The organism is Croceimicrobium sp., from assembly GCF_965228705.1.
In the GTDB taxonomy this organism is placed as follows: domain Bacteria; phylum Bacteroidota; class Bacteroidia; order Flavobacteriales; family Schleiferiaceae; genus Croceimicrobium.
This window is the reverse complement of sequence record NZ_OZ245832.1, coordinates 653,830-680,465: the sequence shown is the minus strand read 5'-3', so window position 1 is coordinate 680,465 and position 26,636 is coordinate 653,830. Positions and strand designations below refer to the sequence as shown.

20 protein-coding genes and 1 pseudogene are annotated in these 26,636 nt (G+C 42.0%); 4 read left to right on the top strand and 17 right to left on the bottom strand.

Going from position 1 to position 26,636, the window contains the following annotated elements; all coding sequences use genetic code 11:
• Positions 1 to 6: 6 nt before the first annotated feature.
• The 10 genes and pseudogenes from ACO05P_RS02940 to ACO05P_RS02895 form a co-directional block, all read right to left on the bottom strand.
• On the bottom strand, positions 7 to 2,277 hold the full coding sequence (locus ACO05P_RS02940) for a hypothetical protein (protein WP_421753294.1): 2,271 nt from the start codon (positions 2,275 to 2,277) through the stop codon (positions 7 to 9).
• 116 nt (positions 2,278 to 2,393) lie between these two features.
• Positions 2,394 to 3,457, bottom strand: a pseudogene (locus tag ACO05P_RS02935) (IS3 family transposase); the annotation flags it as partial.
• A 62-nt stretch (positions 3,458 to 3,519) separates the two neighbouring features.
• Positions 3,520 to 3,771, bottom strand: a complete 252-nt coding sequence (locus ACO05P_RS02930; protein ID WP_421753293.1) for a hypothetical protein — start codon at positions 3,769 to 3,771, stop codon at positions 3,520 to 3,522.
• Complete coding sequence (locus ACO05P_RS02925; protein ID WP_421753292.1) at positions 3,764 to 4,012, bottom strand: hypothetical protein; 249 nt, start codon at positions 4,010 to 4,012, stop codon at positions 3,764 to 3,766. The genes ACO05P_RS02930 and ACO05P_RS02925 overlap by 8 nt, the downstream gene beginning before the upstream one ends.
• Positions 4,013 to 4,533: 521 nt before the next feature.
• Positions 4,534 to 5,151, bottom strand: a complete 618-nt coding sequence (locus tag ACO05P_RS02920; RefSeq protein WP_421753291.1) for a hypothetical protein — start codon at positions 5,149 to 5,151, stop codon at positions 4,534 to 4,536.
• 105 nt (positions 5,152 to 5,256) lie between these two features.
• Entirely contained in the window at positions 5,257 to 5,739 is a 483-nt protein-coding gene (locus ACO05P_RS02915; RefSeq protein WP_421753290.1) for a 2OG-Fe(II) oxygenase, read from the bottom strand.
• Between the two features lie 200 nt (positions 5,740 to 5,939).
• Entirely contained in the window at positions 5,940 to 6,197 is a 258-nt protein-coding gene (locus ACO05P_RS02910) for a hypothetical protein (RefSeq protein WP_421753289.1), read from the bottom strand.
• A 239-nt stretch (positions 6,198 to 6,436) separates the two neighbouring features.
• The gene (locus ACO05P_RS02905; RefSeq protein WP_421753288.1) at positions 6,437 to 6,805 is read right to left on the bottom strand and encodes a VOC family protein; all 369 of its coding nucleotides are present in this window, start codon (positions 6,803 to 6,805) and stop codon (positions 6,437 to 6,439) included.
• A gap of 203 nt (positions 6,806 to 7,008) precedes the next feature.
• The gene (locus tag ACO05P_RS02900) at positions 7,009 to 7,824 is read right to left on the bottom strand and encodes an AraC family transcriptional regulator (RefSeq protein ID WP_421753287.1); all 816 of its coding nucleotides are present in this window, start codon (positions 7,822 to 7,824) and stop codon (positions 7,009 to 7,011) included.
• A gap of 95 nt (positions 7,825 to 7,919) precedes the next feature.
• Positions 7,920 to 8,750 carry a CPBP family intramembrane glutamic endopeptidase gene (locus ACO05P_RS02895; RefSeq protein ID WP_421753286.1) on the bottom strand — a complete coding sequence of 277 codons (831 nt, stop codon included), beginning with the start codon at positions 8,748 to 8,750 and terminating at the stop codon, positions 7,920 to 7,922.
• A gap of 249 nt (positions 8,751 to 8,999) precedes the next feature.
• On the opposite strand from ACO05P_RS02895, the gene ACO05P_RS02890 reads away from it, so the two are divergent.
• Both ACO05P_RS02890 and ACO05P_RS02885 read left to right on the top strand, forming a co-directional pair.
• Positions 9,000 to 9,623: a hypothetical protein gene (locus ACO05P_RS02890; RefSeq protein ID WP_421753285.1), complete on the top strand. Its 624-nt coding sequence runs from the start codon at positions 9,000 to 9,002 to the stop codon at positions 9,621 to 9,623.
• Between the two features lie 51 nt (positions 9,624 to 9,674).
• Positions 9,675 to 10,208, top strand: coding sequence for a nuclear transport factor 2 family protein (locus ACO05P_RS02885; RefSeq protein ID WP_421753284.1), 534 nt, complete (start codon positions 9,675 to 9,677; stop codon positions 10,206 to 10,208).
• Positions 10,209 to 10,790: 582 nt separating this feature from the next.
• On the opposite strand, the gene ACO05P_RS02880 is transcribed toward ACO05P_RS02885, so the two are convergent.
• The 3 genes from ACO05P_RS02880 to gyrA all read right to left on the bottom strand — a co-directional run bounded on the left by ACO05P_RS02880 (position 10,791) and on the right by gyrA (position 16,648).
• A complete protein-coding gene (locus tag ACO05P_RS02880; RefSeq protein ID WP_421753283.1) occupies positions 10,791 to 11,501 on the bottom strand; it encodes a YebC/PmpR family DNA-binding transcriptional regulator in 711 nt (236 codons plus the stop codon).
• 103 nt (positions 11,502 to 11,604) lie between these two features.
• A complete protein-coding gene (locus ACO05P_RS02875; protein WP_421753282.1) occupies positions 11,605 to 14,046 on the bottom strand; it encodes a gliding motility-associated C-terminal domain-containing protein in 2,442 nt (813 codons plus the stop codon).
• Between the two features lie 73 nt (positions 14,047 to 14,119).
• A complete protein-coding gene (gyrA, locus tag ACO05P_RS02870) occupies positions 14,120 to 16,648 on the bottom strand; it encodes a DNA gyrase subunit A (protein WP_421753281.1) in 2,529 nt (842 codons plus the stop codon).
• 229 nt (positions 16,649 to 16,877) lie between these two features.
• Here gyrA and ACO05P_RS02865 point away from each other — a divergent pair, with 229 nt between their 5' ends.
• Complete coding sequence (locus ACO05P_RS02865) at positions 16,878 to 19,460, top strand: ATP-dependent Clp protease ATP-binding subunit (protein WP_421753280.1); 2,583 nt, start codon at positions 16,878 to 16,880, stop codon at positions 19,458 to 19,460.
• 248 nt (positions 19,461 to 19,708) lie between these two features.
• Here the strand turns inward: ACO05P_RS02865 and ACO05P_RS02860 are convergent, their stop codons facing one another.
• The 3 genes from ACO05P_RS02860 to ACO05P_RS02850 all read right to left on the bottom strand — a co-directional run bounded on the left by ACO05P_RS02860 (position 19,709) and on the right by ACO05P_RS02850 (position 24,194).
• Positions 19,709 to 20,563: a hypothetical protein gene (locus tag ACO05P_RS02860; RefSeq protein ID WP_421753279.1), complete on the bottom strand. Its 855-nt coding sequence runs from the start codon at positions 20,561 to 20,563 to the stop codon at positions 19,709 to 19,711.
• A gap of 125 nt (positions 20,564 to 20,688) precedes the next feature.
• Complete coding sequence (locus tag ACO05P_RS02855) at positions 20,689 to 21,420, bottom strand: LytR/AlgR family response regulator transcription factor (protein ID WP_421753278.1); 732 nt, start codon at positions 21,418 to 21,420, stop codon at positions 20,689 to 20,691.
• A gap of 2 nt (positions 21,421 to 21,422) precedes the next feature.
• A complete protein-coding gene (locus tag ACO05P_RS02850; RefSeq protein WP_421753277.1) occupies positions 21,423 to 24,194 on the bottom strand; it encodes a PAS domain S-box protein in 2,772 nt (923 codons plus the stop codon).
• 104 nt (positions 24,195 to 24,298) lie between these two features.
• Here ACO05P_RS02850 and ACO05P_RS02845 point away from each other — a divergent pair, with 104 nt between their 5' ends.
• The gene (locus ACO05P_RS02845) at positions 24,299 to 25,720 is read left to right on the top strand and encodes an SLC13 family permease (RefSeq protein ID WP_421753276.1); all 1,422 of its coding nucleotides are present in this window, start codon (positions 24,299 to 24,301) and stop codon (positions 25,718 to 25,720) included.
• Here the strand turns inward: ACO05P_RS02845 and ACO05P_RS02840 are convergent.
• Positions 25,706 to 26,623, bottom strand: a complete 918-nt coding sequence (locus ACO05P_RS02840; RefSeq protein ID WP_421753275.1) for a hypothetical protein — start codon at positions 26,621 to 26,623, stop codon at positions 25,706 to 25,708. The two genes, ACO05P_RS02845 and ACO05P_RS02840, sit on opposite strands and share 15 nt — an antisense overlap.
• Positions 26,624 to 26,636: the final 13 nt, after the last annotated feature.

The window sequence follows — 26,636 nt, the reverse complement described above, 5'->3', positions numbered from 1 at the left end:
TGAATATTAATCTATTGTAAAATAGATTAATACTTCTTCAATTCTAGTTGGTCTAATTGAAATCTTCGAACCAATAGAAAGAACTTTACTTGATTCAAGAATTCCCTCAATCCAATAATCTTTAACAATCACTCCATATCCATTATTATTAAAACCTATTACAATTGCTTCATATGCATCCTCATAGTTAAAATATTTGAGAGAATTAGTATTACTTCTAGTAAAATCCTTTAAGCTTAAAATCACACGATTTAGCTCCAGGTTAATTTCAGAAATGTTCAAAGAAACATTATCCAAAAAAATAGCTAAAGACTTAATATCATTAATAAAGAAATAGTTACTCACATCTCTTTTCAAAAGAAAGCCATCAATCGCCTTTTCATCATGTGAAATAGTATAAATAATTCCCCATTCGAAAACTTCTTTAATCTTTAAATTACTCAAAGTATCACCTATAGAATAAACCTTACTAAAATCATCTAAGGGATGCTTTAATAGAGGTTTAAAGGTACCTATGAGTTTGTCACCATTTTTACCAACACCTTTTATTGAAACATCGTAAGAATTATTTTCCAAATATTTTGCATCACTGCCCTTCCAAGATATTTCATATTTTGGAATATAAATTCTTAGATTCCCAATTAGACCATTAATACCATAATCATTAATATTTGTGATATAAAATTGATTAATTTCATTGGCATTTTTATCAAAATATTCCTGATATGGATTTTCCTGCTCTCTTTTAATTGAAACTATTAATAATCTATCTTCAACATTTTGAACCGTAGTTTTAAAGGAGGAGTTTAAACTAACATTTTCAAAATATACCTTCTGCTGCTCTTCAGTCCAGCCGAGTTCATACTTAGGGATTAATGCATTTACTCCTTCTTCTATTTCTCCCAAAAGTGAATTTTTAGACTTTCGCATTAAAGTAAAAGTTAACTTTTGTCCAACTCGGAAATTATTATTTTCCCATGGATCACGTAAATCTTTTAGCCTTAAAATTAATTGACCTCTAGAAAAATCATAATCCTTAATTATAAAGTCATAACTCTGATCAAGTTTAAACTTATCATGAAGAAACAAAAATTTACTGTATGTTAAATCCCTTCTAAACGCAATCCCTTCAATTACCTGATTCCCAATGTCAAGTTTAATGAATCCGTCATCAGCATAGATTACTCTGCCCTTTAAAAACTTACCAATCTCATATTGTGACTTCACAAAGTTTATTGGATCACTTTTGGTGTTTTTTAAACTAAAATTGACTAAACCACCTTCTAAAATTTCTAAAGGTATTAACTCAATGTCATTACCTTCCATAAAATAATTTCGGGCATCTATGATATCTCCTGCACTAAGGTTGTGATATTTCACCTCCCCCGACAAGCCATTAACATCTATTAGTAGCCTATTATCACGAACTGTTGTTATCACTCCATGTACAATTGACTTATCTTTTATCGCTTTTCCAATAGTAGATAATGTACTTGATAAAATACTATCAGTATTCACTTCCAGCGAGTAACAAATACACTTTCTATTTAATGTATCAATATACTCTTTTGGATTATTTTTAAGGATAAAGTTCCCAGTATATAGCAACTCTTTCGCTACCTTTTCCAGAATTTCAACCTTTTCTGATCTTGCTAATAAATAGAAACTCTTTATTCCACTAGCAATTCCTAGCCTGATCCTTCTGTAATAAGGATCTAAACCGTGATTCATATATGTTTCAGCCTTAGCAACAAGTAGAAAACCTACTTTATAGTACCTACTTACATAAACTAAAGGTGTATTATCATCATATTCTCTAGTAACTACATTATAAATAAAATCCAAAAATTCTTCACTCTCAATATGATGTTCTTGTTTAGGAGTCCTTCCAAACTGGGATTCACCCAAACAATTAAGCTCACGCAAAACAACTCTTGTAAAAAGTCCATTATCATCAATTTCTTCAAGCTTTTCACATTTTTCAAAAACCTCATTGCTTTCATTTTTATTTTCATTAATAAAAATAGGCACAACACTCCCTTTATTTTTTATATCAGATGTTAAAAGAATTTTTTTTGTGACAGTTAGATCCAATGCCTTGACTAAATTATCACTTAAATATGGTTTTGAATTAATTAAGAAAGCATCCTTTACATATATTGAAGTTGCCTTTATTATATTTCTTGAATTATCATTATCAAATTTCAGTTTAATAATTGCCTTACCTTCACTTAGTTTAGACTGTAAATTATCATGATTAACCCAATTTACTTTCAAGTCTGGAATATCAATCTCAGGTGTAAGCTTCCCCTGATCCGAACCATTAGTTAATTGACTTTTCCAAAGATAGTATTGTTTTCAACCACCCCGAGGGTACCCTCGGGGTGGTTGCGTTTGGCGTATACCCTAGGCGGTATATTTCCTAATGAATCATGAGGTTTAAAGTTGTTATAGTCATGCATCCACTTTTCTGTTTGCTCCCTTACCTGATGGATATCTTCAAAAATATATTTGTCCAGCACTCCTCGGCGGTAGCTTCCATTAAATCGCTCTATAAAAGCGTTCTGTGTGGGTTTGCCGGGTTGGATATATCTAAATTCTATTTCATGAATGACGCTCCATGATTTAGTGAGCTCAGCAATGAACTCGGGCCCATTGTCCATTCGGATCACATCGGGTTTACCCCTGCGATTGATTAAATGATTAAGCACATATACTACTCTGTTTGATGGAAGTGAGAAATCTACTTCGATATGTAGTGCTTCTCGATTGTAGTCATCAATTACCGTGAATGCACGAAACTTGCGCTTGTTTTCTAGTACATCATGTACAAAGTCCATACTCCAGGTCTGATTCGGCCTATCAGGCACCACTAACGGTTCTTTTACCCGAGCGGGTAATCGCTTCTTAACCTTTCGTCTTAAAGGTAGTTTTAAAGCCACATAAACACGATGTAGTCGTTTGTGGTTCCAAGTCTTGCCTTCATTACGTAAGCGGTGATAGGCGTTCCAAAAGCCTTCCTCAGAATGTTCTTTTGCTTTCGTCAGTAATGCTTCTTCCAGCTCACGATCATCCTTTGCTTGGGCTTGATAGTAATACACGCTTTTACTGAGGTTTAATACACGGCATGCCCTGCTAATACCGTAGCGTCTAGATATTTCCTGACCAATCTCTCTCTTACGGCAGGGCTTTAAAGCTTTTTTTCAATAATCTCTTTAGCTAGTTGATGATCTAGGGCCAGGTTCGCGTACATCTGCTTAAGCTTCCTGTTTTCCTCTTCAAGATCCTTTATACGCTTTAACTCCTTTCCACTCATGCCAGCATAACGCTCTCGCCATTTGTAAAACGTTGCGGTACTAACCCCGTACTCTCGGCTCAATTCCTGTGCACTTCTACCTTGATCAAACTCTTTCAAGACCCTGGCAATCTTCTCTGGCGAAAACTTACTCTTTCTCATAATCGACTGTTTAAAATTAATCCTATTCCTCTACTTTTAAACAGTTCGGTTTTAAGGGAAGCTTACACAGGCAATTCTTTAGAAATCCGTTTAAGTGCTTTTGTCAACGGACCTTCAATTTGAAACCTTATTGCCTTTTTTCTAAAATATTTAAATGGTATGGCTAATACATGCCAGAAATATCCAAATAAAATTTTAAAATTTTCAGGTTTAGTTGCAGCAACTATAACAACCAATGTTAAAACCAATGTCAAGCTGATTTCCAAACCACTAGACTCAATCAAGACTAATAATTTCTCAACAAATTTATTCATTTAATTTTCTTTTAAATTCATCTACACAATCTATTCGTTCACAATAAAAAGTGAGATTTGCAACACCATTAATAACTTGTGATTGAATTACTCCAATATTATTTTCCGTCATAACAGTGTCACAAGAAACACAATGAATTTTCCCTTCTATTAAGTCATTATATTGTCTTGTTTGTTTCAAAGCTTCTGCTAAATCAGAGTCCTGTATTGCGTTAATTTCTATTTTCTTCTTACCAAACATGTTTGATTTTATTTTTTTTCACTTTAAATGTATAAATATAACCTATTGCTGTTTTATTTTATTTTCAATTTAAGTCTCAGCTTCTCGAGCAGAAAAAACCCTAAAACTGAATTTAGTTACTTAAAATTAGGTAGATATCTATCCTAACGTTTGGTTTCATTTGTATTCCAAGTAATAAAAAAACTAATGAAAACCTGCTTTACCAAATACTATCTATTCCCATAAAGTTTAACTTACTATTATAGGTATACTTCAATTTAATCTAAAAAAATATCAGCAAAACATGAAGAAAAGGTAATACAAAATACCCAAAACCAATAAGCTACGCTTTTACCTTGCTTAAAAAGAGGGAATATCCTTTTTGGGGAATGGGGGATTTTCCCTTAGGAGTAGTGAGATGTGAGTAGTGAGATGTGAGAGGGGATTGGAGCCAAAGAAGATGTTAAGCGGACAAGGATGTTGGCTTTCATTAACCTTGCTTTTTGAGTGAGGCTATTCCTTTCAGGGCTTGGCCAGTGATCTTATTCTTTAATCTTAAACCGCTTATTATCAATCAATTTAAAAAGGTTTTCCTTCCAACCTTTTGCTAGGGAGCCACCATTATCATTTTCTCTAGAATCGATAATAAGTCCATTCAGAAGATATTCAACTGAAGCAACAACTTTCTTGTTATCAACACTTAGACCTGCTGGTCCTCTTGCGAAATGATGTTCGTGCATCGGCATTTCGGAATAGGAAATCTCAAATCCATTTTCACAAATTTCCCTTGCCTTTAAATTAAACTCAGAATCTATAAGGGAAAGAATTACCAGAATTTGAGGACTTACCCAAGATCCAGACTTTAGACGAGACCATAAATCAGACTTCAATTCAAACTGCAGGTCTTTATCAATCTTTAGAATTGCCAAGGCAGCAACTAAATGTGGCCTCCAATCTTCGTTTTTTAGCAATAGTCTGATTCCATTTGCTATTTGAGAACCAGAGCTTTCTGAAACAATATGATCAAGCCTTTCAATACTTTTAGTAAGATTCCATTCTTCCGGCTGGTAGGGAGTTTCAATTAAAGTCAGGAAAGGTAAATGATTTGGAAACCCATTCCAGAAATCATTAAAAACTCCAAAATTTGGTGTCTTACTCATTGCTATAATTATTACAACTCCCTAGCTATTTTCAAATCACTATGCTCCGATAAACGATTCAATGGCTCTTATAGAGATCGCAATGCGCTCAAAAAGCAATGCAAACTATTCCAATCGGTACATCACATCCGTTCGAAGCAGGTATTTGGCACCTTCCTCTATAGGATTTCCCGAGTGCTCCAGATCGTGGAAAAAGAGCAGCGCATCTCCAGTTTTAGGGATAATTTTCACTTCCTTGAATTCGGTCTCCCCTCCTAAGAATCCCTCATTCAGATATATGATAAAAGTAAAATAACTCGATTTACTTTCGCTTCGAATAAAACTTTGGTCACGGTGCTTTTTAAACTCTTGGCCAGCTTGGTATTTATAGAAGCGGAACATCTCATTCAAACCAATGGCGATGCTATTACCCAATTTGGAGAGGACAAAGGGCTTTACCTGCAGCCATAATTCGTTCGCCAATTCGCGATCCCTAAACAATACGCGTTGATTGTTTCGAACCGCTTCAATAAACTTTTCACCACTTTCGGTTTGAACTTTTGCCTGCTCATAGCCCAAAGCTTCGCTCTTTGCTAAAAATCCTCGCATTGACTAGGGCTCCAAAACTCCTTAATCGTAAGGATGTAATCGCTATGTTTTATTTGTTGTTTTTCCTTCATAATCAAAATGCCAGGATCCCAGCGAATTGCTCCTCAAAACTCAAGCTTGTCCCACTTATAAAACCAATAGGCAATGCAGGGGATTAAAGCGCACAGACAAAGATTACTAGTACCCTAAAAACATTGAATCTACTTTTCATTTGCTCTCCTTCTTCGTATAGGTTCATAAAGAAGTCTCCCGATTAATATGAGCACTACCAAATTGATCAATTGCCCTAGCAATGCTAATAGCAAACTACCTCCATAGCCGAAGGCAAAACCCAAAATACAGCCTGGGACTAAAAAACTATTGGAACCGGTACCGGCGTCGGAAAACAAATAGAGGGTAGCCGGAATCCAGTACAATACAGCCAGGATAGTGGGGATTTTGTAGTTTTTAAGATTCATGGGCTGGATAAAGGTACAATCGCTTGCTTCTAAAATACAGTTCAAAAGCAAAATATAGTCTTTGCGGGAGAGGTGAGATGTGAGATGTGAGATGTGAGAAGGTATTGTCGATTAGGAAGTAATTTGTTTAGCTCCGACCAAATAAGGTGAAATTCCAATAAGGAATGCCTTAAAACAATGGCGGTTTGAGTATACACCCAAACCGCCATGTTTTTTAATCTTAGCAAAGTCCTTGTTTCCTAATGTGGAGAATTCAAGGCCAGTTTATTTCCTTCAGAATCCTGGAAGAGAGCGAAGTAGCCACTATTATCGGCATGTGCAGTTTTGGCCAGAAGGATTTTGCCCCCATGGCTTTCTACTCGAGCCAGTACGGGCTCTAAATTCTCACCCGCATTTAAATATACTACTGGCCCATCTCCGCTTGCTTGATATCCTTCCTCCTGAATCAAAACCACATTAACCAATTGGTCCTCATAAGGGAAAATGCCCATATGCATTCCTTCGAATTCCATTTCTTCAATCTCAATATCCAATAAGGCCTGATAAAATTTAATGGCCCGTGAAATATCCTGTACCGGGATTTCCAACATAGAAATATAGCTTCTCATCACTTCTTCATTTGAATTGCTTGTACTTGCTTTTTGTTCTGTCTTAGAACTGCTTTGACCCGAGTAATTACAGGAGCTACAACAGATTGCACTAATCATTAACGCCAGGATCTTTTTCCGGATTTGCATGCCAGCCTTTTTTAGATTTAAGACAAAGCTATCAGGAGCTGACAATTCAAAATAGTAGAAATGCGACAGGGTTTTTATTTATAGAAGAGAGAACTTAAGGCCATCTGTTCGCTGTTTAAGAATTCCTTCGGACTGAGGCCCATCAGGTTCTTAAAATCCTTAATGAAATGATTCTGATCGAAATACTCGCTTTCATAGGCGATATCAGTGAGGGTTTCCTTTTTCTTATTGAGTAGTAAATGTAAGGTGGTCTGTAGTCGAATGGCCTTCCCCAATTGTTTGGGGCTAATGCCAATTTGCTTTTTAAAATGCCTTTCCAATTGCCTTCTTTGGCCTCCCTCCTCCTTCACGAGTGTATGAATAGGCGCCCTTCCCTTCGATTGAAGCAGGCTATCTACGGTAGATCTTACTATATGACTGATAGTATCATGCTCCTTAAGTTTCCGCAGTAGAAAGCCTTCAATATGGCCAATCCTCTCTTGAGTACTGTCCGCCTGCATAATTTGTTGCTCCAGATCATAGGCCTCGTCAGCTTCAAATACCTCTGAAAGGGGCACTTCTTGATCTAGCCATTTATCCAGCGACAAGTCCACGAAGTTGGCAAATCCAATGGGATAGAAACAAATGGCAAAAGTATCTACATGCCCAGCCGGTAAAATTTCAAATGTTTGGGTTCTTTGCCCCATCAGCATGGCTTTAGCCTGAAAAACAAAGTCCTTCCCGGAAATGAATCTTTTAATCGGATCTCCAAAATTGAAAGTCATTTCGATGCAGCCATCAGGCACAATTTTTTGCTTTTGATTATTGGGATCAAAGGGCACTTCCAAGGTCCAATAAAACTTTACAATGGACTCTAAATCCTGATGGGCTTTATAGGTTTTGTAATTCATGTTAATTCCAATTCATTGGCAACAGAACTGAAAAATAGGATGAATTAATGGATTGCTTTAATTCTGGTAACTGGGATTTGAGACAAGGATCTTTTCTATTTCAATGCCTTCTGCTTCCGCACATAAACTTCTGTTGCGATAATGCAGCAAATTAAAAGCAGAATATGAAGACCGATCCCGAATTGATTATTGGCCTCAATGGCAGAATCTGAAACATTTGCAGGATAATCCAGGGTCCAAATCGGATCTATTCCTTTTTGCCCGCCAATAACAGATTGCACAAAATTAAGTCCGAAATGCAATCCGGTTGGCAAAGCGATTCCCCCCGACCGCACTGCGGCTAATGCATAAGCCAAAGCCCATATTCCTGGCCCCAGTAAAGAAACTTCCGGTGACCACATCATCAACATATGGTAAATGGCGAATAAGATCGCCAAGATGATCTGGGTGATTTTAAAGCCAAAGGCCTGATTGAGTTTTAGAAGTGGATAGGATCGAAAGGCCACCTCTTCCATAAAAGCCAGAGGTACAAAGGCCAGGGACCAAAGTAAAAATGGAAAAAGCGAAACTTCATCATTTAAAACAAGCTCTAAATCACTAAAGGAAATTTGGGAAAATAGCATCCCCCCTGCCAGTACAATCCCTAATAGTAGTCCGATTATGAATTTGGAAAAGGTGCTTTTCTCCCAATTCAGGCCATAATCCTTGAGGCTCTTCTTCTCCAATTTGAGGAAGAAGCCTACTGTAAGCATTACCCCAGTGGTACCTACCAGCCCCTGAGCATAACGCTCATAATGCTGTGGAAAGAAAGGTTTTAGTTGTGCCAGGATCGCTCCAAAGATTAAATAAGATGCAATAAAAGCGATGGATTTTAGAAGGGCTAAGGATTGCTTCTTAGGGGTCATTTCAAATAATCCTTTTTTCAAGTAAAGCACTTTTAGCCCAAGCTCGATTTAGGTCAAATATACTAAAATAGGTCGGGTGTACTAAATTAGAAGTGAGAAGTGAGAAGTGAGAAGTGAGATGTGAGATGTGAGATGTGAGATGTGAGATGTGAGATGTGAGATGAAACTTAAAGATTAGCAATTGAACTCAAAGTGCTAATTTGCTGAAACTGGTTTACAATCCCCTTGGACATCAAGCTAAGGAGAGAGTTTCAAAATCCATTTCGCCTTATGAAACGCTTTAAAAGCTATTGGATTCTTTCTTGTTCCATCCTATTTGTTGGTGGTATTGCCTGTGCGATTGTATTTCATCAATACTATCCTAAAGACATTAGCGGACTTATAAATCTATCATTAGGATTTACGGCTGCCTTTGCCTCTTTTGTGGCTATTATGCTGGCCGACACCCGCATACCCAAGATCAAAACCGAGCTAGCCATTTGGTCTCCTAATAGAGATCGAGTCGATAACGATAAAAGACTGGTGGTCTTTAAACTCTCCAACCAGTCGAATCAGCTTATTAAAAACATGGTTATTCTTATGAATATCCCTAATGACTTAGACCTGTATTTTGGTGGCGGATATACTACTTCCAGCGCTGAATTTCACGAACAGGCCAAAACCAAGATTCTCAGCTTCAAGCAATTTGAGTATTTAGATTCTAAAGGAGCTCACTCCCATATCGAAATCCGCTTGGGTTTAAATTTAGATAAGTGGCCTACAAACCGAGTGATTCATATCTCAGTTCTTGGTGACAATATGGAATCCCAGCGTTATAAGATTTCCAATTCTGACCTGGATGAAATTAAAGAAGGCAACTCATCTAAACCCTTCATTGCTTCTTCTTTAAAATAAACCCTCCTATCTCAAGCAATTTTACCATTTTGCAGCTACTCTACACTCCTCATGAAATTACTTTACTTAAGTCTTGGCTTTGTTTGCCTATTAGCCGCCTGCAACTCTGATAAGCCATCATCCATTTCTGTCTGGGAATCTCGTATTTCAGAATTCCAGATGGACAGCCTCAGCTCTATAATCCTCGAAAGGGACAGCTTGCTTTTTAAGGTGGGCTTCAATCATATCGATACCCAGCAAGTGGCGGCACTTCTAGCCCATGACTTTGAGTTTTACCATGATGAGCATGGCATCACCGATTCCAAAGCGGACTTTGTGCAGTCCATTCAAAATCTACGGGGTATTGGCTTTAGAACCTGGCGAGAACTGGATCGCAAATCGACCGAGATTTTTCCGCTGTATCGGAACAATGGTCAGGAACTCTACGGTATTATTCAAAGAGGTAGGCATAGCTTTTTCCAACAGAAGAAAAACCGCTCGGCCCATAAAAGCAGCACCGCTCGCTTCACCCACCTCTGGATCCTGGAAAATGGAGAGTGGAAGTTAAAAAGGGTTTTAAGCTTTGATCATCGGGGGGTAGGGTGATTTTTTGTTTTTACTTCACCGCCCGCTTCGCTAGAGACACAAAGGACGCAGAGGTACACAGAGGCAATTGCGAATTGCTTCACCGCCCGCTACGCTACCCGCCTACCGGCAGGCAGGGAGAAACTTTGCGAAACTTAGCGCCCTTTGCGACTTTGCGGTTAAAAATACCCCACACTATTCCTTGTGAAAGATCCCTCTAAATACTATCGTCTAATATCTATCGTCTCAACCAAATACCAAAGACTAACTACCAACTACTTTCTCACCGCCCGCTACGCTACCCTCCTACCGGCAGGCAGGGAGTTACACAGAAGCTTTGCGGAACTTAGCGCTCTTCGCTTCTTCGCGGTTAAAAACACCCCACATTATTCCTTGTGAAAGATCCCTCTAAATACTATCGTCTCCTCAAACTACTTTACAGCAAAAAGAACCTCTGAGAACTCCAAACCTCTCTGTCTCTGTGTTGAAGCAAAAAGAAATTAGATAAGTTCAGACGATTGAACTCTATCTCCTTGAAAGCACCAACGCTATTCCTTGTGAAAAATCCTTCTAATATCTATCGTCTAAAATCTAAAGTCTCCCCTAAGCCATATTCGTAAACACCGCCTGCACATCATCATCATCGTCCAGCTTATCTAATAGCTTTTCGATTTCGGCAGTTTGTTCTTCGTCGAATTCAACATCGGTGGTAGGATAACGCTTAAGGCTGGCATTCTTCACCTCTACACCTCTTTCTTCCAAAGCAGAAGAGAGGGTTCCGAAGTCGGTATAATCGCCATAGATATATACGGATTCATCATGCACTTCGATGTCTTCCAATCCTGCGTCGATTAATTCCAATTCCCATTCCTCCGCATCAAAATCCTCAGGCTTGGCGATTTCAAATACCGCTTTGCGATCGAACATGAATTCCAGAGATCCGGTAGGAACAATCTGACCGCCGGTTTTATTGAAATACGACTTCACATTGGCAACGGTACGGGTGGTATTGTCGGTAGCACATTCTACAAAAACCAAAACCCCATGCGGACCTTTTCCTTCGTAATTTACTTCTACATAGGTGGCCGCATCGTTACCGCTAGCGCGTTTGATGGCGCGATCGATATTGTCCTTGGGCATGTTTTGCGCCTTGGCATTCGCAATAGCGGTACGCAAAGCAGAGTTGGTATCCGGATCTTCCCCACCCTCTTTAGCGGCCATCGTAATGGCTTTGGCTAAGCGCGGAAAGAGTCGCGACATTTTACCCCATCTCTTTTCTTTTGCTGCTCTGCGATATTCAAAGGCTCTGCCCATGGTAAATTGTTTATTCGGTATTAGGCGGCAAATTTATCATTTAGGCTTTAATTCCTGAAGCCTGGCTGCATATACCGCTACTTAATGTAGCTTATTTAGAATCTTAATGCCTTAAGAAAAGGGAACCCTGGATACGCTTCTGCTGCTTATAAGGCAATCGATAGCGCAGATCATAGATATACACCCCTTGCGAGCAGTCCTTTCCTTTAAAGGTGCCATCCCAGGTATCAAGCGCCGACTGCGATTCGAAAACCACCTCGCCCCAGCGATCAATGATATAGAGCTGATAGTACTCAAATTCGCAATCCGATTTAATTAGATATTCATCATTTAAACCATCGCCATTGGGAGAGAAAGCATCCGGTAAGGCAAATCCGCAAGTATCACAATCGATAATTTCCAGATACAGGGTGTCTTTGGTGGATAAACAGCCTTCCTCATAGGTTACGATATAACGACGATTCTGAAAGAGAGTACGAATCTTACTGGTTCGTCCATCATCCCATAAGACCGAACCATTCAAGAAACTTAAATCTACCGGGTAGCCCTCTGTAGCGCAGGCTGTGGTATCCACTTCTTCAAAAACCTCTACCACAGAATCTAATCCGAAGGTGCTAATCTCCAGGGTGTCAAATCGTTCACAACCATTTTCATTCTCTACCCGAATAAGGTAATTTCCTGAAGCGCTGAAATTAAACTGCTGACCACTGGTTCCATCCGGCCAAAAGGCCAGCCATTGCGGTGGATATATCCTTTGATAAACATCGCCTGCGCAAATGGTGGTATCTACTCCGGTTGCAGTGGTATGAAAATCATCCTCATCGATAAAAATCGAATCCCGCACCGGACAACGTGCTCCATTAATAGTGATATCCAACCAATACCAACCAGGACTTGAAACCGTAATAGTATTAGTCGTTCCGCCGGTACTCCATAAATAATTGCCACTAATTGAAGTCGACAAGCTTAAAGTTCCACCCTGACAAAGCGTTTGATCGGGCCCTAGAAAAGATCCGCCACCACCTGCGAAATGCTGAATATTCAGACTATCCACAAACAAACAGCCACCCATGGTATACTGCAACCAGTACCAGCCCACATTGGAAGCATAAATGGAAGCTAGCGTATCGCCAGTGCTCCATAAAATGGAATTGGCACCCGCCGGGGCACTGAGTAAGATCGAGTCTACAGAACAAATTGTGGTGTCATTTCCCAAAACATTAGTACCTGCTCCGGTACCACCCCCACCTAAGGGGCTGGGAAAAGGCATATTTAAAGTAATATCAAAAGAGCCCATAGTACCATCAGTACTACCATAAGCACTACCATTATTCAAACTACCATGGTCGCCCCCAAATTGAAAACCTTGCACCTGGCCAGCACTATAATTGGCTATGGTCGGATCGGAAACACATAAATGGCCGCCACCGCCACCGCCACCTGGGCCGGCTTGACCACCATTAATGTCACCTCCATCTCCACCTTCCAGTCGGGAGACAATCATCCCCACCACCATTTTAAAGGAAAGTACCGAAGTACCGCCTCCACCGCCTCCACCGGCACCTTCAGCTCCCTGATTAATAATGGACTTACCATTGCCGCCATTGGCTAAAACTTCTCCTCCATTGGCTTCCAGGGTATCGGCGATAATCATTACCAAACCACCGCCATTGCCGCCTTCGGAGCTTAAACCCGAAACATTATTATGACCGGAGCCTCCGCCGCCGCCCATAAAAAAGCGACTGTGAGATGTAAGCATGGCCTGGCCCCCTATTCCGCCATTAGCGACATTACCGGCGCAACCACTCCATTCATCACCACCATTTCCTCCCGGGCCGCCACCAGCGCCACCGCCGCCACCGGCATTATGATTATTACCACCACCGCCGCCATTAATAACATGACCGCGACCATTGGCCATTGTGCTGGGAATTGGGGCTACACCTTCGCCCTTGGGTGCACCGCCATTATTACCTGATGCAAAGCGATAACCCAGGGTACCACAAGCCACCCCCATATTACTAGATGAAAATCCGCCTTTAAAGCCCTTTTCATCCATATCAATATCAGCAGTAAACTTGAAACGTTCGGCACGCAATACAAATACACCGCCAATCCCATTATTATAGGCCGGTGCGGTAAGGGTTCCGGTAGATTCTACAAATCCAAATTCTGGAACTTTGATGATCATGGACCAGTTGCCAAAATCAGCCCCTAATGGACGATCCACTTGAATGAGTGGGGTATTGGCCACGGTAACGTAAGCAAACTTGAATTTACCGCTGTGGTTAAGATTAATGCTATCCCCAAAACTGGCATTGTCTGTACTTACAAAGCTGGCATCCCCGGGATTGTAAAACATCAACAGGTCGCCCACATTGTAATTCATTAAACCAGCGGTAACTACCGAGTCTCCACAAGACACCTGTCCGTGTGTGATGAGCTTATCGTAGGAGTTAATCGTACCCGATATGGAAGATTGACCAAAGAGGCCTCCAGTAAAGAGAATTAGTACAAAGAGGTAAATCAATCGATTACCGTTCATGCTCGCAGAGTTAGTAAGCAAAGCTAAAAAAAAACCTCCCTAAGCAGGGAGGCTTTATTCTATCGATAGGAACTTAATCTTCTGCCGGAGCTTCACCGCTAGTTTCCGGTGCTTCACCTGCATTTTCATCAAATTCAACATCTTCTTCTTCGTCGCCGGCCGGAACCTTGGCTACTGAAGCAATGGTATCATTCTTCTTGAGGTTAATCAATCGTACCCCCTGGGTAGCACGGCCCATAACGCGCAGATCGGAAACTCCGATGCGAATCATAATTCCGCTCTTATTGATCACCATTAAATCATCTTCATCACTTACCGCCTTAATGGCCACCAGATCACCGGTTTTCTCGCTTACGGTAATGGTTTTCACCCCTTTACCGCCACGGTTAGTAATACGGTAATCATCCAATTGGCTACGCTTGCCGTATCCATGTTCAGATACTACCAAGATAGAAGTCGCTTCCTGTAATTCTTCAGGAATGGTAACCATACCTACTACTTCATCATTATCATTGGCCAGGCTTACCCCACGTACTCCACTGGCATTACGCCCCATGGCACGAACGGCATTTTCATTGAAGCGAATCGCCTTACCACTGCGCACTGCCATTAGGATATCATCGTTACCGGTGGTTAATTTCGCTTCTAAGAGCATATCACCTTCGCGAATGGTAATGGCATTAATACCGTTGGAACGTGGACGAGAATAGGCTTCCAATGTGGTTTTCTTGATCACCCCTTTCTGGGTAACCATCACTATGTAATTGGAGTTTACATATTCTTCATCCCGTAAGTCCTTGGTATTAATAAAGGCACGGAGCTTATCATCCTGAGGGATATTGATCAGGTTCTGGATAGCACGACCTTTACTGGCCTTGCTGCCTTCAGGCACTTCATAAACCCGTAACCAATAACAACGACCCCATTCCGTAAAGAAGAGTAAGTAATTATGGTTGGTAGCTACGAATACGTGCTCGATAAAGTCCTGATCACGGGTGTTCACCCCTTTCTGACCTACACCACCACGACCTTGTTTGCGGTATTCACTCAGTGAAGTACGCTTAATATAACCGGCATGCGAAATCGTAATTACTACTTCCTCATCCGGAATCATATCTTCTATACTTAAAGAACCACCGGTATAATCGATATCGGTACGACGCTCATCACCGTACTTTTCGCGAATCTCTTCCAGTTCTTCTTTAATAATGCTCATTCGCAGATCCTCTTCATTAAGGATACGCTTAAGGTATTCGATAGTCTTCATCAGCTCATCGTACTCAGAGCGGAGTTTATCCTGCTCCAGTCCGGTTAGCTGACGTAAACGCATATCCACGATAGCACGAGCCTGAATTTCGGATAGTTCGAAACGCTTTTCTAAACGATCGCGAGCCTCATCTGGGCTGGCAGAAGAGCGAATGATTTGAATTACCTCATCGATATTATCGCTGGCAATAATCAGACCCTCAAGAATATGAGCTCTTTCTTCGGCCTTACGCAATTCGTAATGCGTACGGCGAATCACCACATCAATACGGTGATCTACAAAGTGGTGAATCATGTCCTTCAAGTTCAATTGAACCGGACGGCCACTCACCAAAGCAATATTGTTTACCGAGAAACTCGATTGCAATTGCGTGTACTTGTAGAGCATGTTGAGCACCACATTTGGCACAGCATCGCGCTTGAGATAATAAACGATGCGCATCCCTTTACGGTCGCTCTCATCCTTAATATCGGCAATACCCTCTATCTTCTTATCATTAACCAGATCGGCGGTTTTTTTAATCATCTCCGCCTTATTCACCATATAGGGAATCTCGGTTACGATAATTGCCTCACGGCCTTTCACCTCCATGATTTCGGCACGACCGCGTAATACGATTCTACCGCGACCTGTTTCAAAGGCTTCCTTTACCCCATCATATCCGTAGATAATACCTCCGGTAGGGAAGTCAGGAGCGGTGATATGATGCTGCATTAATTCCTCAATCGTAATCTCGCGATTGTCGATATAGGCATTAATAGCATTGATAGATTCGGTTAGGTTATGCGGTGGCATATTGGTAGCCATACCTACCGCGATACCAGAAGCACCATTTACCATTAAGCCCGGAATACGGGTAGGTAATACGGTGGGTTCCGAAATGGTATCATCGAAGTTCAGTTGGGTATCAACGGTTTCTTTGTCGATATCGGCCAACATCTCCTCGGAGATTTTCCGCAATTTGGCTTCGGTATAACGCATGGCCGCGGGCGGGTCACCATCGATAGAACCAAAGTTACCTTGGCCATCTACCAACATGTAGCGAAGGCTCCAGGGCTGGGCCATCCGTACCATTGTGTCATATACCGAAGAATCACCGTGAGGGTGAAACTTACCGAGGACCTCACCCACAATTCTTGCGGACTTTTTATAAGATCGATTGGAGAGAACTCCGAGTTCATACATACCAAAAAGTACCCGGCGGTGTACAGGCTTCAAGCCATCTCGGACATCCGGCAGGGCACGGGAAACGATCACTGACATCGAATAATCGATGTAGGAGGTTTTCATTTCCTCCTCAATATTGATCGGAATTATACGCTCATCTGCAGCCATACTGTCAGTACTTTAAATGTAGATTATGCAAAAGTCAAATATAACCTTATGCGAAGGGCTCTCCAGCCCCGTAAGACCTAATTTTACTCACAATTTCGACCGATTACTGTTGATAAAACCTCTATATTATTGAGTGCTCCTATTGCCAATAAAGTACTTTTGATGGGAAGGTCTGCTAATGGCATAATCTTAGTACCTTCCCAAAACAGAATTTTCCTGAGAATAAATTATGGACGAGAATTTTTCCCCCCGTGTAAAAGATGTGATCAGTTACAGCAAGGAAGAAGCGATCCGCTTGGGGCACGACTATATTGGCACCGAACATTTAATGCTGGGTTTGATTCGCGAAGGCGAAGGCTCGGCCATTAAGATATTAGAAGACCTCGGTGTAGATGTGGCCGCGTTCCGTCGTCAAATCGAAGCGATTAGCGCTCCCAATGTATCCGGTCAGGTTAGCACGAAGAAACATTTGCCTTTAACCCGTCAAGCGGAGAAGGCCCTGAAAACAACTTTCCTCGAAGCCAAGCTCTTTGGTTCCAGCACCATACGCACCAGCCATTTGTTACTCTGCATTTTACGTAACGATGATGATCCGGTAGCGCGTATCCTGCGGAAATATGACATTGACTACGATAGCGTGAAAGTAGAATACCAATCTATGTTCGACAGCGAATGGGATCAAGATAAAAGCCCACGCAGCGAGAGCCCTTATCGCGATGAGGATGACGAATTCGCGGGCTCCGGTGGTGAAGGCAGCCGTTTTGGCAGTGGCCCTTCCAAAGCTAAAAGCGAAGGCAAAACCAAAACCCCGGTTCTGGACAATTTTGGACGCGATCTCACCAAAATGGCCGAAGAAGGCAAATTGGATCCGGTAGTTGGCCGTGAAAAAGAAATTGAACGGGTATCGCAAATCTTATCCCGTCGTAAAAAGAACAACCCTTTACTTATTGGTGACCCAGGTGTGGGTAAATCCGCTATTGCTGAAGGTCTGGCCCTGCGCATCATTAAGCGTAAGGTATCGCGTGTTCTTTTTGATAAGCGCGTGGTTTCCCTGGATTTGGCCTCTTTAGTAGCCGGCACCAAATACCGCGGTCAGTTTGAAGAGCGCATGAAGGCCCTGATGAATGAATTGGAGAAAAACGATGATATCATTTTGTTCATCGATGAGCTTCATACCATTGTTGGTGCCGGTGGCGCAACCGGTTCTTTGGATGCCAGCAATATGTTTAAACCGGCTTTAGCCCGAGGTGAAATCCAATGTATTGGTGCTACCACCCTGGACGAATACCGCCAGCATATTGAAAAAGATGGTGCCTTAGAGCGTCGTTTCCAAAAGGTGATGGTAGACCCTACCAATCCTGAAGAAACCCTTCAGATCCTTAAAAATATTAAGGATCGCTACGAAGATCACCACAATGTAAACTACACGGAAGAGGCCCTTAAAGCCTGTGTAACCCTTACCTCCCGATATGTAACAGATCGTCACTTGCCCGATAAGGCTATTGATGCTTTGGATGAGGCTGGATCACGGGTACACATTACTTCTATTCACGTTCCTAAAGAGGTAATGGACCTCGAGAAACGCCTGGAAGACATTCGTGATCAAAAGATTCAGGTAGTTAAAAAACAGAAATACGAAGAAGCCGCTCGCTTACGCGACGATGAGAAAAACCTCGAAAACCAATTGCAAGAGGCCCAGGCCCGTTGGGAAGAAGAGGTGAAACAAAATCGTGAAACTGTTAGTGAAGAAAACGTTGCAGAAGTGGTAGCTATGATGACCGGTATTCCGGTGCAAAGAGTAGCGCAACAAGAAAGCAAGCGCCTTTCCAGCATGGGTGCCGATATGAAGAAAGAAGTTATCGGTCAGGATGAAGCGGTAGATAAAATCGTTAAAGCCATTCAGCGTAACCGTGCTGGTTTAAAAGATCCTAAGAAACCTATTGGTTCTTTCATCTTCCTGGGCCCTACCGGTGTAGGTAAAACCCAATTGGCGAAAGAACTGGCCAAATCCCTCTTCGATAGTGAAGACAATTTGGTTCGGGTAGATATGAGCGAATACATGGAAAAATTCGCAGTTTCTCGTCTGGTGGGAGCGCCTCCCGGATACGTGGGTTATGAAGAAGGTGGTCAGTTAACTGAGAAAGTGCGTCGCAAGCCCTATTCTGTAGTACTGCTCGATGAAATCGAAAAAGCCCACCCGGATGTATTCAACTTACTCCTGCAAGCCCTGGATGATGGTCATATGACCGATAGCCTGGGTCGTAAGGTGGATTTCAAGAATACCATTATCATCATGACTTCTAATATCGGTACCAGTAAATTGAAAGACTTCGGTACGGGTGTTGGATTCGGAACTTCGGCGCGGACCTCAAGTAAGGGTGATCTCGAAAAAGGCGTTATCGAAACTGCTTTAAAGCGTGCCTTTGCCCCTGAGTTCTTAAATCGTATTGATGATGTGATCCTCTTCAACAGCTTGAGCAAGGAGAACATCGTTAAGATTATCGATATCGAATTGCGGAAGCTTTATGCTCGCGTTAATGATTTGGGTTACCAAATTGAAATGACCGAGGAAGCCAAGCTATATATCGCTGATAAAGGATTTGACGAAAAATTTGGCGCCCGTCCATTAGCACGAGCCATTCAGAAATACGTGGAAGATCCCTTGGCGGAGCAAATCATCAATTCGGAAATCGAAGAAGGTGACACCATTAAAATCAGCTTGAAAACAGAAGGTGAAAATTCTGAAATTCAAGTAGAGGTTGAAAAGCAAGCCAAAGCTCTGAAGGAAGGAGATTCCGAAGCAGAAGCTTAAGCGTTTCTAATAGACTAAAAAAGGCCGGTAATCACCGGCCTTTTTTTATGAATCCAATCTCAAAATAAAAAAAAGAAGAGGCGACCCGAAAGCCGCCTCCCTGAATCTCCTACAGGGGGTTAGTAGGAGAAACATTTCTTTAAAAAAACCGGCGCCTCCCCAAGCGCCGGTTTTGGGTTGAGTAGAGCAAAACGCTCCGGTTATCCTCCCGTAGGAGTCTATCCTTCCTCCCCTTGACAATGATCTATCTACACTGCCAAACGATTTTGCTGCTGAAGTAAAAGTCCCCTCAGCTCTGCTTTGATTCCAAACTGGAGGACGAGCTTAAAAAAACGCCTCCAGTTTACCCGGGTTTCCGTCGACAAACGCAAATGGCCATAAGCATCTAAAAAGCCATTATGCATACTCAATTGCATAAACTCCATAAAGGTCTCCCGGGTCATGTCGTTCAACATGGGAATCCACAGCTCCTTGATTTTATCTTGAATTCTTTTTAATTCGGTTTCCTGATTTTGATAGTTGATATAATTGGATCCGAACTCATTCTTCTTTTTTACATCGAGAATACGCTCTACCTCATCAACAATCAGGTTATGTGACATTTTCATCTCATTACTCATATTGGAGAAATTATGTTGATCCAATACCAGAGGATGAAATGCAATTTCAAATCCGTTGCCCAATTTCAGGCCGCTATTACGCTCGAGGATTTCTAATAATACTACCTCAGCCAAATCTGGATCAATATGAGGTCCGAAGATTACCCAATCTCCTACATTAAGGCTACGCGCTACTTCAGTAGCCGCATCTTTTATGCTGGCCCAATCCATAATCGAATGACTTAAACCATTGAGGTAGAATACCCCGGCAGCACGTAAATCACCGGAGTGATTGGCCAGTTCCAATTGATGGTCATCAGGATTGATATCCAGGCTACGAGCAATTAAAAAATCTTGTAAACGAACGCCTTCAGGAATCACCTGATCGTAAATCAAAGTCTTAAATCGTTTAGAGAAATTTAGGGCATAGCGAATTCCCTCAACATTCAAACCTAAAACCGCAATGCGGCTCTCTTGTCTTCTTAATTGCTCGTAACGGTTCATGATAGATTTCTTTAGGGGTAATTTTATACTGCTAAAGTATCCTGGAACCTTGCGCCCTTATAGAATATTAGTCGATTGGGGTGGCGCTCACGACGAATGGAATCTTTTTCCCGTTGAATGTTTTACTATAAAGTGCGAATGCGACTAAGAAGCTCAGATCGATTGGCTCTACTCACCGGAATTACTTTACCTACAATGCTTACCGTGCTTTCTTCAATATCCTCGATATGATCCAAATTCACCAAAAAGCTACGGTGTATCTGCAAGAAATTAGGTGCTTCCAGTTTATCCACTACCTTCTTTAAAGTGGAGTAAATAATAAAGCTTTCATTCAGGGTTTTGATCAATACATAATCACCCTTGGCCTCCGCATAAGCGATATCTCCTTGACGAATCTTTACCAAACGCTGATCTACCTTTAGGTATAAATGATCATTCAGCAGCATGGGAGCAAGGGGCTCTTTCCCCTGAATTTCCTGAAAAAGTCGATAATTAGACATGGCCACTTCAATAGCCGCCATAATATCTTTCACCCCATAGGGTTTTACGATATAGCCATAGGGACCTTCAGCTTTGGCCCGGTTTAAGGTTTCCTCATCTGCATAAGCGGTTGTGAAAATAAAGGGAAGATGGTACTTCTGCCGAATAAGGCGAGCGAGTTCCACTCCATCCATTTTTCCTTTCAATTGGATATCGAGAAGCATTAAATCGGGCTCGTGCTGCATTAATTGCATCACGGCTTCTTCGCCACTATCAGCAACACTTAATACCGTATGATCCATGAGCTCCAGCATTTCTGCCAAGCTTTCAGCAATCATCGGTTCATCTTCAACGATCAGAATTTTAAGGTTCTCCATTTTTAACTGTAAATAGGGATATCAATAACAAATTCGGAACCTTCCCCTTCCTTACTAAAGAAACGCAAATTAAGATTCTGCATGTCACTCATCTGTTTTACCACCGATAATCCCATACCACTTCCCTGGATACCGCGGGTATTCTCGGCTCGGTAAAACGAGTTAAATATTTTGTTTTGATCTTCTTCTGGTACGCCTATGCCCTGATCTTTCACACTTAAGCGCACTTTTTGCGGACCAAAATTGAGTTCCAAAATAGGATTAGCTGTTCCCGCTGAATATTTAAAGGCATTACCGACCAGGTTTTGGATGATATGCTCTAACATTTCTGGATCGATTCGAACCAATTTAGGGGATCCCAACAAGGCAATGCCTAATTTCCGACCATCCTCCTGATTACTAAAGTGTCGATCATTCATATCGTGAATGAAACTTACTAAATCCAAAGATTTGCTTTGTGTATTTACCCGACCGGACTCCAATCTTCCTAACATCAAAATATCCGTCATGGTATTACTCAGACGTTCGGTTTCATGATTAAGTCTTTTAATATAACGATCGGCTTTTTCTCTAAACTCAGAAGGAAGCTTGTTTGACCATAATTCCAGCATTTCCGCATTGGCCTTAATGGTAGTAAGGGGAGTTCGAAACTCATGCGAAGCCATGGAAATCAACCTTGATTTCATTCTTGCTAATTCCCTTTGTTGTTCGAGCGCGCGACTCATATCGTCTTCGGCCTGTTTACGCGAAGTTATATCGCGAAGAAATGCCGAGAAATAAAACTGACCGTCAAGTTTAAAAGGAATAATACTCAGTTCCAAAGGAAAGTGCCGACCTTCTCTATCATGCCCGATCAACTCAATACGGCGATTTAATACCGGGCCTTCACCGCTTTCTAAAAAATGCTGCATACCCCGTTCATGGGCTACCGCATATTTTTCGGGAATAATCAAACTGCTAAGCGATTTGCCAACGGCTTCTTTTTCCTTGTATTTAAACATCTCTTCTGCCTGGCGATTCCAATCTTCCACCAGTCCCTGCTCATTAATGGTAATTACCGCATCCAGAGCATTTTCGAGAACGGTTCGCATGCGATATTCACTGGCCCCTAAGCGATTTTCAAACTCATTTTTAATATTGTGGGCCGCAAGCATTTGCGCCATAAACTCTAAGAGCTCCTTCTCATCCGCATTCCATCTTTTTAAGGAGCGCACCGCGTCAAAGCCAATAAAGCCGCGCAATTTGCCATTACCCAAAACAGGCATGGTGATAATAGATTGAATTCCCTGGGGTTCCAATATCTCCCTTACGGGATGATCTTTCGGCAAATCAGCCACCCGATCATAAATCATGGGCTTGCCCTTCTCATGGGTTTCAAACCATTCGGGAATGGCTTCCAGCGGAACTTCTTGTAGATTATCTATTTCAGGACTGATACCCTCTGCGCACCATTCATAGGTATTAGTGGTATAATTTTCTTCCAGATGATAATCAAAAATATAGACCCGATCTGCATTTACGAAGCTCCCTAGTCGAGCCAGGGCCTTTTGAACTACCTCTTTCTCCTTATCGGGATCCAGGAAAATTAAATCATTGGCCAGGTCCAATAAAATCGCCTGTAGTGTAAGACGATACTCCAATTGACTTTGCAGCGATTTTAGTGGCGTAATATTATGGTGTATACCTAGGGAGCCAATCACCTTCCCACTGATATCCTTAATCGGAGCTCCGGAAATTTGCATCCATAACTGTCTGCCATCCTTATGGCGAATCGGAAGCTCATATACGCTGCTTTCACCCCGCTCTCGCAAATGCTGAGTTTCTTTTAAGCGTTTAGCGGTAAAAGCTATATCCTCCGCAGTTAAAAAAGTGTCTTTGGCATTTCTGCCTTGTAAATGTTTTAATTCGTGCCCCGTGGTTTTCAGGAAGGAATCATTGGCCCAAAGAATGGTTTCATCTTTATCTACCTCCATTAAACCCAGGTCGATATTCTGAATAACCTCCCGGTATTTTTTCTCACTTTCGATTAGAGCTTGCTCGGTAAGATAGCGCATGGTAACATCCCGGTAAACCCATAAATGTCCCCTCTTTTGCTCTTCAATTAACATGGGAATATAATCCCGTTCCAAAACCCGTTCATCCGCCATAGCGATACGCTCGCTCCGCCTTATAACTTGCTCTTCCAAGCAGCGCATTACTCCGGCACCAAAGGCTTCTGGATTCTTAAACAAATGGCTAATGCCTGCTCCTACTTCGGCACAATCTTGACCAATCAATGCTTCAGGACTGGAGTCTAATCGGAAGTAGCGGCAAAAATTTTCATTTACGTAACGAATTTTACCCTGACCATCTTCGATTAAAATTGCGGCATCCAAATGCTTTAATAAGGCCAGTAAATGCTCATCACTTTCTTTCAGATCGGCCTTTACTTTTCGTAATTCGGTGATAGGGCGTGCTACTCCTAAAAGTTCGACCACCTTATCTTGTTCACAGACCAATTCGATGGTCTGGCCAATCCAAACCTCCTTACCAGCTGCAATAAATGGAAATTCAAAATAAGAGGAGGCTTGTCGTTTTTCGATTTGCAAAGCATAAAAGGCGGCTACCTTTTCTTGAAAATCCTCCCGAACAAAGCTATAATAGGGCTGCCCCAAAATGGCATCAATATCCATATCGAAGAGCGCCCGTGCCTTCTCATTCACATAGGTGAAGCGGCCTTGCGGGTCGAAGCGATAAATTAGATCAATACCTTGAGGGATTTCTTGTGGGTGCATTTTCGCTAGGATTGAGACTAAATTAAACAAAGCATAGCATCCTCGCTTTTAAATTCGAGGAATGGTCGATAATTCAGGTCGAAGCTTTCTACTAAATTGCCGCCATGAACCGACGTCTCCTCTACCTTAGTTCTGGTCCTCTGGCCTTTTTAGCAGTGCAGGGAATTCCGCAACTTAATGGCGATCAGTCCTTAGTATTGGGCACCTTGGCCTGGATGCTTAGTTGGTGGATGAGCAATCTGATTCCACTTGGAGTTACTGCCTTATTACCGATGTTGATCTTTCCGCTTGGTGGAATTTTAGATGCTAAAACCGTAGGCTCCCTTTATGGTCATCCGATCATCTTCCTATTCCTGGGTGGCTTTGCTCTGGGCTTAGCCATCGAAAAATGGCATTTACACCGGCGAATAGCGCTTAACATCCTTATGATTAGTGGCGCGGCGCCGGAGCGCATTCTTTTAGGGACCATGGCCTCTACCGCTTTATTGAGTATGTGGATTTCCAATACCGCCACCACTGTAATGATGTTGCCCATCGGCGTAAGCCTCTATAAACTCCTGGAAACTAAATTGGGTTCCGGTAAGGCGGCCCGGAATTTTGGGATTGCCTTGATGTTGGGGATCGCCTATGCAGCCAATATTGGTGGAATGGCCACCTTGATTGGCACTCCCCCCAATTTGGTGTTTGCCAGTTTAAGTAGCAGTAGTCTTAATCGGGAGGTGGCTTTTGCCGATTGGTTAATCTTTGCCTTGCCTCTAAGTGCTTTGCTCTTTTTGGTGGTTTGGTTCTTCCTGAGCAAGGTATTATTCCCTAGTAAGGAGGTCCATTTAGGGGGCATTAAACCTATGCTAAAGGAAGAGTTAGGCAAACTAGGTCCTATGCAAGCCGCTGAAAAACGCGTGGCCATTGTCTTGGCCTCCATGGCCTTGCTTTGGATATTCCGGGCCCAACTTAATGCCATCCCCTACCTCAGTGAATTAAGTGATACCATTATCGCCATTGCAGGTATGGTCGCCCTTTTTCTGGTTCCATCTTCCACTGCGGAAAAAGCCCTCTTACGCGAACATGATTTAGGCAAGCTTCCCTGGAATATTATCCTGCTTTTTGGCGGCGGTTTAAGCCTGGCTAAAGCCCTGGAAGTAACTGAGGTGGTGCAAAGCTTAGCGCAAATGGTAATGGCCAGTGGTTGGCAGTCCCTATTTGTGATTAGTTTAATTATCTGTGCCTTTGCAGTATTCCTTACCGAAGTAATGAGTAATGTAGCCTTGGTTTCGGTTTTTATCCCGGTAGCCTTTATTATCGCTTCTCAATTGGGAATGGACGCCTGGGCCTTAAGTGTACCGCTCACCCTGGGAGCCAGCTGCGCTTTTATGTTTCCGGTAGCCACCCCGCCTAATGCGATTGTGTACAGCAGTGGCTTTCTTAAAACTCAGGATATGGCTCGGGCCGGATTGGTCTTTAACCTATTCAGCATTGCCCTAATTACGGTATATAGTTATTATGTGATGCCTCTAATACTCTTCTAGAGGCTGCCCCAAAGGATCTTGATAAATACATCCTTCTTCAATCAGATAGATCTGAAATTGATGGTATCGAAATAGCAATTTACATAAGCGATCTTGTGCCGGGTAGCCCTCTTGATCCGGATGAGTGCTAGCTTCTTCCAAACTACCACACTGGCAACCTGCATTTAGGTCATCTGGTAGATAGCGCACTTTTATTAGGCTATCCCCTTCTTCACTAAAATCTACATCGATTTTCTCACCCCAGGATCTGCTATCGATAGTGTAATTGTATGCTTCCTTAATTCCTTCCTCCGTTACCAGAATCAATCCGAACGATTCTTCAAAACAATAGGAACAACCCCTTACATAGGCGGTAAAGAAATAATAAGTACTGTCATTCTTTGTGCCAAGGGCAATGATACTGGTATATCCATCCGACTTTAATACAAAATTCTGTGGCTCTTCCTCCCTATTGCTCAAACTAAACTGTCCCTGTGGACCGCGGTAGTGGTAATAAACCAACTGGCTGCGATAGGTACCACCGGTATTTTCTTCAAAGGAAATCTGGAGGAAGCGACCATCATCAGTGAATTGAATCTCAGCATTAAGTTCTGTTTTCAAATCCCGACTGTATAAATCCGGATGTTCAAATAAGGCCTGTACCGATGTATTTAGTCGGCTGAGATAGGCCCACTGTAAATCAGTTGGATAAATTTTATCTGAGCCAGCAAAATTCTCAAAGAATTCAGCTCTTTCTTTTGCATTTAATCCGGCGCTGTCCAAGGGTATGGGCTCTTGAAAAGGATATACCGATTCATACAAAGCAATATCCCGATTGAAGTGACTAATCAAGGTATCCAGCGATTGGGCTTTGCCCCCCATTGCAGTCAATAAACAGCATCCCAATAAGAGACCTCTGAGCATAGGTGGATTTTCC

What these genes read in the sequence shown, in the direction of transcription:
- ACO05P_RS02930 (WP_421753293.1), bottom strand. Translation starts at nt 3,771, where the DNA reads ATGAATAAATTTGTTGAGAAATTATTAGTCTTGATTGAGTCTAGTGGT.
- ACO05P_RS02925 (WP_421753292.1), bottom strand. Translation starts at nt 4,012, where the DNA reads ATGTTTGGTAAGAAGAAAATAGAAATTAACGCAATACAGGACTCTGAT.
- ACO05P_RS02920 (WP_421753291.1), bottom strand. Translation starts at nt 5,151, where the DNA reads ATGAGTAAGACACCAAATTTTGGAGTTTTTAATGATTTCTGGAATGGG.
- ACO05P_RS02915 (WP_421753290.1), bottom strand. Translation starts at nt 5,739, where the DNA reads ATGCGAGGATTTTTAGCAAAGAGCGAAGCTTTGGGCTATGAGCAGGCA.
- ACO05P_RS02910 (WP_421753289.1), bottom strand. Translation starts at nt 6,197, where the DNA reads ATGAATCTTAAAAACTACAAAATCCCCACTATCCTGGCTGTATTGTAC.
- ACO05P_RS02905 (WP_421753288.1), bottom strand. Translation starts at nt 6,805, where the DNA reads ATGAGAAGCTATATTTCTATGTTGGAAATCCCGGTACAGGATATTTCA.
- ACO05P_RS02900 (WP_421753287.1), bottom strand. Translation starts at nt 7,824, where the DNA reads ATGAATTACAAAACCTATAAAGCCCATCAGGATTTAGAGTCCATTGTA.
- ACO05P_RS02890 (WP_421753285.1), top strand. Translation starts at nt 9,000, where the DNA reads ATGAAACGCTTTAAAAGCTATTGGATTCTTTCTTGTTCCATCCTATTT.
- ACO05P_RS02885 (WP_421753284.1), top strand. Translation starts at nt 9,675, where the DNA reads ATGAAATTACTTTACTTAAGTCTTGGCTTTGTTTGCCTATTAGCCGCC.
- ACO05P_RS02880 (WP_421753283.1), bottom strand. Translation starts at nt 11,501, where the DNA reads ATGGGCAGAGCCTTTGAATATCGCAGAGCAGCAAAAGAAAAGAGATGG.
- ACO05P_RS02875 (WP_421753282.1), bottom strand. Translation starts at nt 14,046, where the DNA reads ATGAACGGTAATCGATTGATTTACCTCTTTGTACTAATTCTCTTTACT.
- gyrA (WP_421753281.1), bottom strand. Translation starts at nt 16,648, where the DNA reads ATGGCTGCAGATGAGCGTATAATTCCGATCAATATTGAGGAGGAAATG.
- ACO05P_RS02865 (WP_421753280.1), top strand. Translation starts at nt 16,878, where the DNA reads ATGGACGAGAATTTTTCCCCCCGTGTAAAAGATGTGATCAGTTACAGC.
- ACO05P_RS02860 (WP_421753279.1), bottom strand. Translation starts at nt 20,563, where the DNA reads ATGAACCGTTACGAGCAATTAAGAAGACAAGAGAGCCGCATTGCGGTT.
- ACO05P_RS02855 (WP_421753278.1), bottom strand. Translation starts at nt 21,420, where the DNA reads ATGGAGAACCTTAAAATTCTGATCGTTGAAGATGAACCGATGATTGCT.
- ACO05P_RS02850 (WP_421753277.1), bottom strand. Translation starts at nt 24,194, where the DNA reads ATGCACCCACAAGAAATCCCTCAAGGTATTGATCTAATTTATCGCTTC.
- ACO05P_RS02845 (WP_421753276.1), top strand. Translation starts at nt 24,299, where the DNA reads ATGAACCGACGTCTCCTCTACCTTAGTTCTGGTCCTCTGGCCTTTTTA.
- ACO05P_RS02840 (WP_421753275.1), bottom strand. Translation starts at nt 26,623, where the DNA reads ATGCTCAGAGGTCTCTTATTGGGATGCTGTTTATTGACTGCAATGGGG.